This is a genomic window from Pseudomonas fluorescens, from assembly GCF_902497855.1.
Taxonomy (GTDB): Bacteria; Pseudomonadota; Gammaproteobacteria; order Pseudomonadales; family Pseudomonadaceae; genus Aquipseudomonas; species Aquipseudomonas fluorescens_BI.
Genome location: NZ_CABVHU010000006.1, coordinates 259,082 through 272,253 on the forward strand (window position 1 = coordinate 259,082; position 13,172 = coordinate 272,253).

At 55.3% G+C, this 13,172-nt stretch carries 10 protein-coding genes and 4 pseudogenes; 2 read left to right on the forward strand and 12 right to left on the reverse strand.

The window, feature by feature from the left end; translation table 11 throughout:
• Positions 1-108: 108 nt before the first annotated feature.
• The 9 genes from F8N96_RS14840 to F8N96_RS14880 form a co-directional block, all read right to left on the reverse strand.
• The gene (locus F8N96_RS14840; RefSeq protein WP_150798419.1) at positions 109-1,107 is read right to left on the reverse strand and encodes an acyl-CoA dehydrogenase; all 999 of its coding nucleotides are present in this window, start codon (positions 1,105-1,107) and stop codon (positions 109-111) included.
• An 8-nt stretch (positions 1,108-1,115) separates the two neighbouring features.
• Positions 1,116-2,261 (reverse strand): acyl-CoA dehydrogenase family protein, encoded by a 1,146-nt coding sequence (locus F8N96_RS14845; protein ID WP_150798420.1) that lies wholly within the window; start codon positions 2,259-2,261, stop codon positions 1,116-1,118.
• 125 nt (positions 2,262-2,386) lie between these two features.
• Positions 2,387-3,613: an NAD(P)/FAD-dependent oxidoreductase gene (locus F8N96_RS14850; RefSeq protein ID WP_150798421.1), complete on the reverse strand. Its 1,227-nt coding sequence runs from the start codon at positions 3,611-3,613 to the stop codon at positions 2,387-2,389.
• 42 nt (positions 3,614-3,655) lie between these two features.
• Positions 3,656-4,015, reverse strand: a complete 360-nt coding sequence (locus tag F8N96_RS14855) for a 2Fe-2S iron-sulfur cluster-binding protein (protein ID WP_318187372.1) — start codon at positions 4,013-4,015, stop codon at positions 3,656-3,658.
• A 24-nt stretch (positions 4,016-4,039) separates the two neighbouring features.
• Positions 4,040-4,627 carry a carboxymuconolactone decarboxylase family protein gene (locus F8N96_RS14860; RefSeq protein ID WP_191635356.1) on the reverse strand — a complete coding sequence of 196 codons (588 nt, stop codon included), beginning with the start codon at positions 4,625-4,627 and terminating at the stop codon, positions 4,040-4,042.
• Between the two features lie 14 nt (positions 4,628-4,641).
• Positions 4,642-5,835 (reverse strand): CaiB/BaiF CoA transferase family protein, encoded by a 1,194-nt coding sequence (locus F8N96_RS14865; RefSeq protein WP_150798424.1) that lies wholly within the window; start codon positions 5,833-5,835, stop codon positions 4,642-4,644.
• Positions 5,836-5,909: 74 nt separating this feature from the next.
• Positions 5,910-6,536, reverse strand: coding sequence for a VOC family protein (locus F8N96_RS14870; protein WP_150798425.1), 627 nt, complete (start codon positions 6,534-6,536; stop codon positions 5,910-5,912).
• Between the two features lie 53 nt (positions 6,537-6,589).
• Positions 6,590-7,246 (reverse strand): carboxymuconolactone decarboxylase family protein, encoded by a 657-nt coding sequence (locus tag F8N96_RS14875; RefSeq protein WP_224794097.1) that lies wholly within the window; start codon positions 7,244-7,246, stop codon positions 6,590-6,592.
• 131 nt (positions 7,247-7,377) lie between these two features.
• The gene (locus F8N96_RS14880; RefSeq protein ID WP_150798426.1) at positions 7,378-8,175 is read right to left on the reverse strand and encodes an enoyl-CoA hydratase/isomerase family protein; all 798 of its coding nucleotides are present in this window, start codon (positions 8,173-8,175) and stop codon (positions 7,378-7,380) included.
• A gap of 223 nt (positions 8,176-8,398) precedes the next feature.
• On the opposite strand from F8N96_RS14880, the gene F8N96_RS14885 reads away from it, so the two are divergent.
• Positions 8,399-9,187, forward strand: a complete 789-nt coding sequence (locus F8N96_RS14885; protein ID WP_150798427.1) for an IclR family transcriptional regulator — start codon at positions 8,399-8,401, stop codon at positions 9,185-9,187.
• Between the two features lie 154 nt (positions 9,188-9,341).
• Here the strand turns inward: F8N96_RS14885 and F8N96_RS35385 are convergent.
• Positions 9,342-9,690 (reverse strand): annotated as a pseudogene (locus F8N96_RS35385) (IS3 family transposase); the annotation flags it as partial.
• A 34-nt stretch (positions 9,691-9,724) separates the two neighbouring features.
• Positions 9,725-10,246, reverse strand: a pseudogene (locus F8N96_RS35390) (SDR family NAD(P)-dependent oxidoreductase); the annotation flags it as partial.
• Positions 10,247-10,281: 35 nt separating this feature from the next.
• Here F8N96_RS35390 and F8N96_RS14900 point away from each other — a divergent pair.
• Positions 10,282-10,629: pseudogene (locus tag F8N96_RS14900) on the forward strand (SDR family NAD(P)-dependent oxidoreductase); the annotation flags it as partial.
• A 552-nt stretch (positions 10,630-11,181) separates the two neighbouring features.
• On the opposite strand, the pseudogene F8N96_RS14905 reads toward F8N96_RS14900, so the two are convergent.
• Positions 11,182-12,562 (reverse strand): annotated as a pseudogene (locus F8N96_RS14905) (tyrosine-type recombinase/integrase); the annotation flags it as partial.
• Between the last annotated feature and the right edge of the window lie 610 nt (positions 12,563-13,172).

Below are 13,172 nucleotides of genomic sequence, written 5' to 3' on the forward strand. Positions count from 1 at the left end.
CGATTACGATAATAAGAATGCATGAATATAAAACGTAATCTTTGATTGGGTCACCGCCCTTGGAGCGGCGTGATTCAAGAGGCGGTGTTGCCCAAGGGCGGCGCAGGGTTACGTGGTCGGGAGATGCTGTTCGAAAAATTCAAGGCTGGAGCCGGAGCCTTCCAGCGCGCTTTGACCGATGAACGTGTGCCAGGCCGATTCGCTGCCGTAATCGGCGCGCCATTCATACAGGCGCCGGGTGAACAGCTGTAAGTCGAACTCCTCGGAAATGCCGATTGCACCCATTACCGCGTGCGCGATGGTGCAGATACGTACGGCGGCAGCGCTGCTGCGCGCTTTAGCGACAGCCGATGCTATCGCAGTTGGCCAGATCGCATCGCGCAGTGCCAGTTGCGCCGCCATGCGGGTGGCGGCTACTTCTTCTGCCAGCACGCTGATTGCCTGCTGAGTGGACTGCATGCTGGCAATGGATTTGCCGAATTGCTGCCGTGTGTTGGCATATTCCAGCGTCAGTTGCAGCACTCTTTCGCCAGCGCCGGCAATCAACGCAGCGCTGAAGGCGGCGCCCAGGGCTATCCAGTTACGGTTCAGAGGCAAGCGTTGGGCGTTGTCAGGTAATACAGGCCAGAACAAATCCCGTGCTTGGCTTGCATGCACACCTGGTGGCTGGCCCTGTGCGGCCCCGATTGGCAGCAACCAGGTGCCGTCTGCAAGCGTGGCTAGCACCCACTGTGCGCTGGTGGCGTAAGGCACGCGATGACACAGTATGGCCTCGCTTTCGCGGCGGCCTGTGGCGAGTGTGATGGGGCCGTCAGGTATCGGTAGGTTAGCCTCGGCCAGGGCGAAGCGGCCCCACCAGGTGCTGGCCAGAGGTAATGGCAAAGCCGCTCCCCCTGCTGCTACCAGCAGGTGGCAGGCGGTCGTTGCGTTGGCTGCGGCTCCGCCCAGCTCCTCCGGCAGCAGCAGGTCGGCGAAGCCTTGTTCGTTCAGCGAGCGCCACAAGGAGTCGGCGGATTCGCCCAAATCGATGTGTCTGACCCGCTCAGGAGTCACTTCGCCTTTGAGCCATTCGTCGAAGGCATTGATAATGAGGATATCCAGACTCATAGGGGTTCCTATCGTAGACCAAGGCCGCGGGCGACGACGCCGCGAAGTATTTCGCGGGTACCACCTCGCAAGGAGAACGCGGGAGCCATGCGTTCCATGTACGCCAAAGTGCAGCGCATCAGCTGTGGAACTTCGGCGGCATCGACCGCAGCGATGGCATCGCCAAGCAGGGTTGGAATTGATTGCTCAAAGCTGGTGCCCAGATCCTTCACCAGTGCTGCCTCAATCACCGGGCTAAGCCCTTCGGCAAGTTGCGATGCAAGACTGATCGACAGTGCGCGCAAAACCATCAACTCAGTGAGCAGTTGTCCAAGCAGGCGCTCTTGCCCCGGCTCCCGGCGAGCGCGGAGCCAATCCATCCATGCGTCAAGCAGGACAACACTGGAGTAGATGCGCTCGGGTCCACTGCGCTCGAAAGCGAGCTCGGCAGTAACCTGCTTCCAGCCTTCTCCCTCTTCACCGACGAGGTCGCCAACTGCCAATTGCACGTTGTCGAAGAACACTTCGCAAAAATGCGAAGTGCCGGTGAGATCGCGGATAGGTCGGATGGTCACGCCAGGCAGAGACAGGTCGACAATCACCTGAGAGAGGCCGCGATGACGATCCTGGGCATTGCCGGAAGTGCGCACCAACGCGATCATGTAGTGACTGTGCTGGGCGTAGGTTGTCCATATTTTCTGCCCGTTCAGTAGCCAGCCAGCAGTATTGCGCTCGGCACGAGTGCGGACACTTGCCAAGTCGGATCCGGCGTTGGGCTCGCTCATGCCAATACAGAAGAACTGCTCGCCGCGACAGATGGCTGGGATATGAAAGCTTTTTTGCGCTTCGCTGCCGAATCGCATCAACAGAGGGCCGCTCTGGCGGTCGGCGATCCAGTGGGCGGCCACGGGCGCTCCGGAGCAGAGGAGCTCTTCCACCACTACAAAACGGGCCAGCGGATCCAGGCCTGCCCCGCCAAATTCTCTTGGAAGTGTCAGGCCCACCCAGCCACGTGCTGCCAGTGCGCGGCTAAAGTCCGCGTCGAATCCTTGCCAACTGCGCGCGCGCAGATCAATGGGATAGCCCTGCAGCCGCTCGGCGAGGAACGCGCGAAGCTCCGCGCGCAGTGCCTCATGCCGAGCAGGAATAGGGCGATAGTCGAGTGATTCGAGCATCGGTAATGTAGACCTCATGATGGGCGCCAGGCCAGCGACGTTTGCCGCTAGCCGCGCTGTGTTTAAGGCGTTGAGCGTTATTGCGCGGGGCTATTGCCGGACTATCCGGCGCGTCTTTCCACTGTTTAATGCGGTATGTCTTTCAAGTAAATGGACGTGTCGGAGAGCACCTCTGGAGCAACGCTGGCGCCCTCCATGACCAGCCTCTTGCCCTGCACGTAGTCCTTCATGGCGTTGACGCAGTCAAGGGCGATAACTTTACCGTTGCGCAGATAAATCACCGAGAAGCTACGCAATGACGGATCGCCGCGTACAACGGTATCGTCAAAGCCAGCGGACAGGCCTACGGTTTGCAACTTCAAATCATATTGGTCCGACCAGAACCAAGGGATTTTTCGGTACTCCACCAGATCGCCACATATTGTTTTAGCGGCGACCGCTGCTTGATCATTGGCATTCTGTACCGATTCGATCCGGAGCAACTGACCTTCTGCGAACAGGTTGGGGTGCAGCGCGCAGTCACCTATTGCCAGAACATCGGGTAGACTAGTGCGGCAGTGCAAGTCAACCAGAACCCCATTTTCACCTGCTGCGCCGGCGGCGGTCAGAGCATGTGTGGCGGGAATTATGCCGATGCCCACGATGACCATATCTGCCTTGATCACTTCGCCGCTGGTTAGCAGTACGCCGGTCACCCGATCGTGGCCCTCAATCGATTCCACGGCCGAGCTGAGTCGGATATCGACGCCGTGTGCGCGATGTTCACTCTCATAGAAGTGCGCGAGGTCAGCGCCGGCAACACGAGCCAGTACACGGTCGAGTGCCTCGATCAGGGTGACTTGCTTGCCAAGTGTTGCCAGCGCTGCGGCTGCCTCAAGTCCAATGTAGCCACCGCCAATGATGACGGCATGCTCTACATGGGCCATGTCAGCCTTGATCCTGTCGGCATCGGCCCTGGTACGGATGCTATGCACGCCCTGAAGGTCACTGCCTTGGCATCGCAACTGCCTCGGCGCTCCACCGGTCGCCCAGACGAGGGTCGAGTAGTGCACAATCTCCCCTGCGTCGGTGATCACGCAATGTTGCTCGCTGTCCACCGTGTTCACGACTGTGTCGAGCATGAACTCAATGTTTCGCTCTTGCCACAGAGACCCTGGATGGATCAGCAGGTCTTCGAAGCGCTTTGTGTCGGCAAGGTATGCCTTGGACAATGGCGGACGCTCATACGGTAATTCCGGCTCTGCACCGATCACCAGAATACTGCCAGGGAAATTGAGTTTTCTGAGCGCGCTGGCGCATGCGGCCCCCGCGTGGCCTGCGCCAACGATAACGACATCCGATTTCTTGTTCATCAGGCTATGTCCGTTAATCATTAAGGGGATGATGGGTGAGGCTTAGCCTTCGTCCACAATGCTTACGTGTAACCCGTCCAGCGCTTCACTTAATAAGATCTGGCAGGACAGGCGAGAGGCTGACGTTCGATGGTTTGATCCATCCAGCAGATCATCCTCGTCGTCCGTCATCGCAGGGAGCCTGTCAAGAAACGCCGGGTCGACATGAACATGGCAGGTTGCACATGAGCAACACCCCCCGCAGAGGGCCTCTATGTCATCTATACCGGCTTCGCGAATCGCCTCCATTGTGGATTGACCCGGGCGTGCATCGAATTCCCGAGAGGTGCCGTTTATAAGGGTGACTATTATTCTTGGCATTGGATCAAAAACCTTTGGATGGGTGACAGGTGCCCGGCACATAAAAGGAGGAGCGTGTCGACAAACTTATTGGGCGCAGGGCAATGGACGGTTGCCAATTCTGTCGTCGTCGATAGCAACCCCTGACGTGCATAAAATCCGAGAAAGAGTCCACCAGTTTCCCGTCACTGCAATAATTTCGAAAAGCTCCGGGACACTGAAATATTGCAGTGCGTGCGACACGGATTCGTCGCTTGGCCGACTGGTATTCACCAGCTCATCGACAAGGTTGACGGTAGCAATCTCGCGATCCGAGATGCCGAGCGGAGTGACGTGGGCAAGGGCATCTAGCGTGCTCTCGGCAACCCCCAGGCGCACGGCAAGGCTTCGATGCTGCACCACTTCATAAGCGCTACCTGTCAGGTATCCCGTACGTACGATCACTATTTCCCTGATGCACGGGTCAAGCAGGCCGTCTTTCATCAGCGCGCCCGAAAGTGCAACGATACCTTCCAGAACGGGCTTGTGCAGGTGGTGAGTGATTCGTTGGCCATTGGTCAGCGCGCCGTACAACCCTTGCTGGACGCCTGGGATAGCGGGGTATTCAAAGCGTTGAACCAGGGGGGTATCCATCTCATGGACGAAGCGTAGTAGTTGCGGCTCTTGTGGTTTCATCATGGACTCCTGCTTCAGCTAAGCACGTGCTCGCGGTTAGCGACTTTATTTGGGCTAAGGCCTATCTCTGCAAGTATTTCCTCGGTGTGTTGACCGCGGGTCGGTGCGTGCCGACGAAGAATGGACGGTGTGCGACCGAATCTCACGGGTGAACGGATATACTTGTAAGTGCCTTCGGTGGGGTGCTCGACGATCTCGAATAGCCCGGTGGCGAGCACATGTTTATCTTCGAGGATTTCCTCAAAAGAAAGCACCGGCATGGCCGGTATGGATTTGCTGTCACAGAAGTCGATCCACGCGCTCGTCGTAAACCTGGGCGCTTCCTCCTCGATGATCGCGTACAGCTCATCGATATTGAGGACGCGACTGCTGATCTCGGCATATCGAGGCTCTTGCTTGAGCGCTGGCCGATCGATGAAATCGAAAAAATCCATCCAGTTGGTATCTGAGTACGGGAGCAGGCAAGCCCAGCCATCCGCAGTGCGGTAAGGTTTCCTGCCCGCCGCGAGTTGTCTCTTGAAGCCTGGAGGGCCTTTTGCTGGTTCAAATGCCATTGCACCAAAATGCTCGACCAGCATGAAGTCGATGGCGGTTTCGAACATTGGTACTTCAATGTCTTGGCCCTGCCCGGTGCGAAACCTGTGCACCAGCGCCCCGAGCACGCTATACGCGATGGCCTGTCCGGCTACTTTGTCGCACCACGAGGTGGGGGCATAGCTCGGCGCGCCGAAGGCCGGCTCAAACAGTGAAGCGAAGCCAGAGCCTGCCTGGATCAGGTCATCATAGGCCGCCTTGTTTCCATAAGGTCCGTCCGATGCAAATCCACGGGCAGCGCAGAGCACAAGTGAAGGGTTGATCGATTCTATCGTGGCCCAGTCCAGACCCAGTCGGCTGGCCGGTGCCGGTCGAAGATTATGGATCAACACGTCGGATGTTTTGATCAACTCATCCAGCGCTGCTCTGTCTTTGGCATCCTTGAGGTCTAGCGACAGGCTTCGCTTGTTCCTGTGCAAGTTGAGAATGGAGCCGCCCATGCCCTCGTTATTATAAGGGCCGTACGCACGAAAGCTGTCGCCGCCGGGGCCTTCGATCTTGATTACATCGGCGCCCATGTCGGCAAGCAGCCGTGTGCCATAGGGCCCCATAATTACCGTTGTCATATCGAGTATGCGAAGACCGGAAAGCAGCTCGAGATTGGTTGACGTCATTCGTATAGCTCCGATTAATGCTTGCTGGCAAACGCACTGCCAGCAAGCACGTGCGTGTTCAATACCGGTTGTGATTACGCGTAGTCTGCGTTCGAAACAGGTACTGCAGTTGCAGGCCAATCCCGCCACTCAGGGGCCCAGGAATTGAACTCGATTTCAATATTGTCAGGGTCCTTCACATAAATTGAATTCATGAGCCAGCCCGCTTCGGGTTGATGATATTCATTGATGGAGGTGACCCCGCGCATGCCGACATTTACCAGTCCGGTGGCCTGGATCTGGCTGGTGTTCGCGGCATAGCGGGAAACGTGGCGGAAGGGGATACCCTTATCCATCAACGTTTGCGCGTACGCCTGTATGTTGTCGGCATCGACACGCAGGTTGAGATGAAGCATCGCGCCAATGGGCTTGGCAAACGTGTTGACCGGCTTCTTGCCGCTGTAGATCTCTTCCTGGGAAAGAGACTGGTAGCCATCTCGCCACCAGAAAATGGCAATATGAGCATCCTCATTGTCGGGATCACCCACCCCAAGGAACCAGTGCTGACCGATTAGCTCACCCTGATCATTTTGATACTCGAGGGTGTGGAGAACGGGCAGGCCCAGTACGCCGTTGTAAAATTCGACCGACCGTTTCATATCGCTAATAGTGATAGCGACATGATCAAGACCTTTGAAATTGAAGATTGGATTCTTCTTCATGGTGTTTCTCCTGCGGGTAAGAGGTCTCCGGGTAGACGTTGTCGTCGCCGTCCTTACATCCGCTCTAGGTCGTACTCGCCCTGCTGGACTTCAGTGACGCGCTCGTCAATATCGTCATATTCCAGTCGCAAGGCTTTGCACAACTTTGCCGATGATTCGTAGGTCAGCACCATGAACGTCAACTCAAAAATCTGCAGGTCGTCGAGCCCGGCGCGAAGCTGCTCAAAGCGCTGGTCGCTGCTGCGGCCGTCACCCGATACCAGGTCGTCCGCATAGCCAAGCACGGCGCGCTCCAGAGGCGTGTAGATGTCGGAGCCGGACCAGGCAGGGATTGCCTGGATCTTTTCTTCTGGGCAGCCCTCACGGCGTAAAACCTTGCAATGCTGTGAGAATACGAATCGGGAGCCGCGTGCCCAGCCAGCCCGCGCGATTCCCAGCTCCCTCAGGATAGGGTCCAGCGTGCGGTCCTTGCTCCATTGCCACTTGTGTCGATCAAGGAACAGGCCGAACAACTCTGGGTCCAGAGCGTAGACGCTCCACCAGTTGCCCGGTGTGCCTCCTTTTGTGCCCGGTTCCTTGGTCGGGTCACGGCCTTCGAAGTGTTTTTCATAGGTGGCTTTGACGCGAGCGTCAGTAACGTCCTGAAGCGAAACTTCTTTCAATCGTGGCATGGAAAGATCCTGTTGTTGTTGAAGGTTTAAATTACTCATTGCGTAATCGACTTACGTGATAAGTAATTATATCCAGTAGTTTATTTTCTCGCAAGGCGCTTGGTCGAGCCGCCCTGGCATAATGGCTGCGCAGCCCGCCAAGGGTATGGGGCCTGGGCAGGCATTTTGGGCTAGCGACCTTGCCATTGAGGCTTTCGCTTTTCCAGGAATGCGCGAACGCCTTCGGCCCGGTCTTCGCTGGTATAGGGGTTCGGCCCGACATTGAGGCGCAAGGCTGCATGGATGGACATTTCCCATCCCTTCAAAGCCATCTGTTTATAGCGCTGAAGAGTTAAGGGGGCGTTTTCTGATAGTTCGACTGCATACTCAAGAGCCTTGCTCGCAAACACGTCTTCAGCGAAGACCTGTGTCACCAGGCCGATGCGTTGAGCTTCTGTGGCGTCCACTGTGCGTCCGCTGTAGAGGAGGTCTAGGGCAATGCCTCTGTTCACGAGCCGTGGCAGCATTACCGAGCCGAAATTCGCGCCCATGCCACGCTTGGCTTCTGGAAGGCCGAGTCGGGCGTGGCTGGCGGCTAGGCGGATGTCGCATGCCATGGCAAGCTCCAGGCCCGCTCCCAAGGCAACCCCGTTGATTGCTGCAATGGTAGGCTTAGTTGATTCAAGTACCGCTTCGAAAACGTTGCGAACAACGCCAGTCATCGGTGTCGGATAGCCCTTGCCAGAGGCTGCCAGATCGTTGGCTTCCTTGAGGTCTGCGCCCGCGCAGAACGCGGCATCGCCACTGCCCGTGAGCATCACGATCCAGGCGTCTGGGTCATGATTCAGTGCGTCGATCATGTCCACGAGTTGTGTCATGGTTGCAAGGTCAAGAGCGTTGCGTCGGCGAGGGCGGTTGATCTGGATCACGGCGCAACGGCCATGCTTCAGCAGCGTGAGCGAAGGCGGTTCTGCGGTTTGTAAGCTCATAGCGGGTTCTCTTGGGCTGCAAGGTTGCGCCTCAGGAGAATAGTCTCGAATTACTCATTGCGGATGAAAATTACGTATTGCGTAATTTATTAGGCTGGGGCAAAATTCTTGCATTCCGGGCGATATGCGCTCAAATACCTAAGTCACGGGAGAGCATGCGCTGCTGCGGCCGCTGCAGTTCCCATTTTCCGGACAAAACGGTGTATCGAGGGTTACAAAATCAATGGACGCTCCTGAAAATGTAAAGCAACGTGGCGATAGTAATGGAGTTCGGGCAGCAGTCACGGTGTTAGAGGTACTCAACGCCTTTATAGGTGCAGGGCCGACACCCATGCTTAAGACATTGGCGGAGCGTACCGGTATGCATCCGGCAAAGGTGCACCGTTACCTGTCCAGTCTTTGCCAGGCTGGGTTTGTCGAGCAGGACCCAGACTCCAGCCGATACAGTTTGGGGGTGGCCTCTTTGCGCCTGGGTGTGGCTGCGATGAGTTCGATTGATTCTATCCGTGTGGCAAGACCGTTGATGCTGGACTTTTGTCATCGTCTCAAACATACCGTTGTATTGGCGGTGTGGGCGGGATCCGGGCCAACCATTGCTGTAAAGGAATCGATGCCAGGTTTGTTTGTCATGAGCGCTTCGGAAGGATTCACCGTGCCATTACTTCGATCGTCGATTGGTCGGGTGTTCTCGACTTATAGCGCGCGGGAAAAGACTCAAGCCATGATTGAATCGGAGCTTAAAGAAGCGCTTCCAGGCACTCCGTCCACCATGGAAGAAGTAGAGCAGTTATTTGAAGAAGTCCGGCGGCGAGGACTGGCTCGTACTACCGGTCAGCTGAGTCAATTTGTCCATTCCTTAGCCGCTCCTGTCTTTGGTGTCTCGGGTGAGATTGTCGCAGTACTATGCACGCTTGGGCCTGCGGGTGAATTCAACTCGAATTGGACCTCGCCGGTCGCTCACACACTTCGTGAGTGCGCGGCAGAACTCTCAGAAAGGCTGGGTTATGTATAAGAGTGTCATGTAGTGCCGATCGGTGGGGCATGTGGCGACCGCGACCGTCTCTTTTTTGCATGACAGGCAACATGGTCGTCAATGTGGAAGGGATGTGATTAGGGTTCAACAGCGCAGTGCCTATCGGTTCCCAATTGCACGTCCGTCCTAATCATCGCTCTGGATTCTGTTTTCGGGACCGTTCATACAGCTCTTGGCGCTGGGGGATCTGTGGATCTTTGCCCCTATTCCGTTCTGCTGGCGTGAAGAAGCGTATGCGGCTATACCGATGCTCATGGTTGTATCAGCTTATAAAATTACGCACCCAGCTTTGCCTGCATCCAGGCTACTGAAGTCCTTAGCTGGCCATTGCACGCAGTACTTCAGTGTCCTGAGCAGAGTTTCTGATTACAGATTATCGTTGCTCACTTTCGGCCTGCCTCGAGGTGGCGTGATTTCATCGGCGCGCCGTTGTTCTAATGGAGTACTAGCGGTTCGCTTAGGAATTGGTATCCCTGAAGTGATCCGATGAGTCAGTTCATCAGAAAAATCGGCAGCCTGCTGCGAGGCAAACATACCTGGCCCGATCGCATTGACGTTAATGTCGTACGGAGCAAGCTTTTGGGCAAGTTGTCGGGTGAGATGGATCAGGCCGGCTTTGGATGCGGTGTATCCAAAGTGGTCGAATGGCGAGACACAATAGCCATGACCGGAGCTGATATTCACCACGCGGGCCGGACTTTACGGAGTTCCGGCCTTGCGCAAATTTGGCAGCAGCGCCTGGGCAAGAAAGAACGCCGCTTTGAGGTTCAAATCCAGGGCGTTATTCCACATTGCTTCCGTGTAGGTGTCAATTGGGCTTTGCTCGAGTAATCCGGCATTGTTGACGAGGATATCGAGCGAGCTTTCCCCCAGTTCGGCCGCGACCATTCGGATTCCCTTGAGCGTTGAAAGATCCCCTTGAATGGCGCGTATCATGCCCGACTCTAAGAGCTCCTGGACCGTAGCTGCAGAGGTGCTTGCATTCCGTGCGACGATCGTTACGTCGACACCAGCCTTCACCAGGCCTTCGGCCATCATTTTGCCAATGCGGCTATTGCCTCCAGTTATCAGCGGGAGTCATCATCAACACTGCTTCGGTGGCGGCTTTTGATGGGCAGATCGGGCAGGCGGCTTATTCGGCGTCCAAAGCAGGCGTCGTAGGCATGACTCTACCGATCGCCCGCGAGTTGCCGCGTTGCGGCATTCGAGTCATGACGATTGCTCCAGGTATCTTCGAGACTCCGATGTTACTGGGGTTGCCGCAGGAGGTGCAGGACTCCCTCGGCAAGACGGTGCCGTTTCCATCGCGCCTTGGACGTGGCTCTGAATACGCTCAACTGGTGGAGTCGATCATTCAGAATCCGATGCTCAACGGAGAAGTTATTCGCCTGGATGGTGCATTACGGATGGCGGCTAAATAAGTTTCGCTACATCATCTCTTTTAAGAATTAAGTTTGTTGAGTATTTGAGGGGCGGTTTGTTGATTGCAAAAGTAATGCTTTATCAGGGGCGTGGATGGACTTCAGTGGAGTGTTAAAAAAAAATTCAGAGTCGAGTTCATTCCTGCCTCAAAAAAAGCCTAGATTTCAAACGGCCAAATGCTAGGTGAAAGCCTGTTTCCTGTTCCGTGCACAAAAGTGCTGCTCAGTTGGGCGGATTTTTCATTCGTACGTAATTTGTTGAGCTTGTTGAGGGCGCGATCAAGATCGTCACCATTCTTTCGGAGCTTCCCTGCAGGAGCACGTCTAGATGGGTGCTTCAAGAGTTTACCGACAAGAGACCATTCGAATAATTAGCCGCTGGTCGAAAAGCAAGGCGTCAACCTAGGTATGGGCTGAAGTATGGGGTGTGACTTTCTGTTAAGTCCAAGAAACGACTACGCCTTGAATCATCAAGGCGTAGTCGTATAACGATGGCGGAAGCGATGGCATCTCTTATTGTTTCTCAAGTCCCTCCAAACCATCCTGGCCGATCAAGATATCGATAAGCTTGTTGCTCAACAGGTTCCAAGCTTCTTTTTTCTCTGCGGCATGATCATGGTGTAAGTAGTGACGGCGAACCCGGGATCCTGCCAGTACGTGGTTCTGGCACCGGTCTATCACATCAAGGCTTACTCCCGAGGCTTGCATCATGGTTGCACTCGTTCGTCTCAAGTCATGAGGTGTCCATTCCCCGTTCAAACCACCAGACAGCACCAGGGTGTCATCATGTCGGCGACGTGCTAACGGCTTGCGATTTTTGAAACGTGATTGGCGGTCCCCAACCTGTTTGCTGACGACCTTGAGGTCGACATGCCCATCATGATGCTTTGCGGGGAAGCACCATTGAGAGTGTCCTGTGAGCTGACGAAGCTTGCTGAAATAGTGGGTTGTAAACGCAGATAGGAACACGTGGTGGTCCTGCTTCTTTCTCCGGCTGCCTTTGACGTTTGCAACGGGAATAAACCAGATGCCATTTTCCAGATCAATATTCTTCCATTCGGCCTGAAGCAGTTCACCGATCCGGCATAACGTTCCCAAACAGATCCAGAGCGCAAGTTGGGACTCTAGTTTGAGTGGGCGAATTCCATCGTACTTTTCGCCGGCAGGTAGCGCTGCATAGTCGGCAGTCATTTTCCGGAAGCGTTGGCGTAATTCTTGAAGTTCGCTGGAAGAAAGGATCCGAGTTCGCTCCTCTTGGTAGTCGCTGGGTATAAGCTTATCGATTTCGACCAAGTCTGCTGGATTTCCGTCGACCAACAGTGTTCTCCATGGCTGGCGCTTCTGCGCCCATCCAAACATCTGAACGATATCCGAAAAAAGACTGATGGCCTGACGAGTAGCACCTCGAGCTATTACGCAACGCACAAGGCTCCGCAAGTCATGCTCACTGACGGTACTGATGATTTTAGAGCCCACGGCGGGGTAAAGATCTTTCGCGAATTTTCTCCGTAGCTCAGCATTACCATCCTTTCGTGCCACACCATCGCGAAGCCATTCTCCAGCTAGGTCTAGGAGCGTTAGATTCTTGGATTTTTGCTGATCGGCTTCTGCGAGTTGCGCAGCCAGCTCCTCCTTTAGCCTGAGCTTCTCTGCGCGTTTGTTTTCATTAGGATTGATCCCTTTGGCTACAAGGTCTCGCGCTTCGTTGCGCTTCGTTGCGCTCCTTGCGGATTTCAGTCAATGACTTGTTTGGCCAGGTGCCGCACGAGAAACGGGTGTAAATTCCTTCCCAGCGATACTGGAAGTAAAAGGGGATAGCGATACCTTTTTTGCGGAGTGAGACCCTGCCCGCGAGGCTGCCTTCGTCGCGTATGATAATGCCGACATCCTGCTCGGTCAGTGCCTCCAATCCCTTGGCAGTGAGCTTGGCCATAATAAAACCCCCTGATAAGTTTACTCCCACATTTACTCCCACTGATTCGTCAGCTAAGGGTAGATCGGGATAGAGGTTATTGGAAGATTAAGCAGTGAAATTGCCCTGTTTTACTGGGCTTGATGATTCTATAGGGGAGTCGCGCGAGCCATGGATGACTAATGCTTAACTGAATTGGGTGCTAGGGGTCGAGTGTTAGAATCACTCCGTCCCGACCATATAATTCAAAGGGTTGCGAGATTTTATCTCGCGACCCTTTTTTATTTTTCGTCGTTTTTACCCCCACAAAACGACTGGATCTGGGTGGAATCGTCACGGCTTTGTGTGAGCGGACGCCACCTATAGCGCTCGCGCGCGGTCTTTGTGCCAATGATCTCTGGCCTTCTCTTCCGTTCCTGAGGCTCCTGAGTGTCTGCGACCGATCTGGCTGGCAGGTCAATCATCAGCTTGCCTATCTAAAGTCGCTCAAGTCTTCCAGCGTGCCTGGTAGTCAGGCTTGGGCGGCATCGGGATCGGATAGCTGCCGGGAGCCAGACTGCGCAGGTCGGCCCATCATGAACAATCCCTTCGAAGGCATGGCAGCGGTCTACCAGGCTGGGCTGTTTGGCGA